This window comes from Bradyrhizobium sp. Kon56, from assembly GCF_055807635.1.
In genome coordinates, this window is the sequence record NZ_JBVVOU010000306.1 from 1 (window position 1) to 309 (window position 309).

Genomic DNA, 309 nt, shown 5'->3' on the forward strand with positions numbered 1-309 from the left:
GGGCGAACAGCGTCAGCGAACCACCGACCACAAACAGCAGGAAGATCAGGATGAACACGCCGCGCGCAGGGTCCGAAGCAAACGCATGCACGGACGTCAGTACGCCCGAACGCACGAGGAAGGTGCCGAGCAGGCTGAGGGAAAATGCCGCGATGGCCAGCAACACGGTCCAGCTCTTGAACACCCCACGTTTTTCGGTGACGGCCAGCGAGTGAATCAGCGCGGTGCCCACCAGCCAGGGCATGAAGGAAGCGTTTTCCACCGGGTCCCAGAACCACCAGCCACCCCAGCCGAGTTCGTAGTAGGCCC

The 309-nt window shown here is 62.8% G+C and carries 1 protein-coding gene; it reads right to left on the reverse strand.

Annotation, left to right across the window (positions count from 1 at the left end):
- The coding region (ccsA, locus tag AC0L3B_RS39080; RefSeq protein ID WP_473383061.1) for a cytochrome c biogenesis protein CcsA at nt 1–309 on the reverse strand (309 nt) is incomplete at both ends.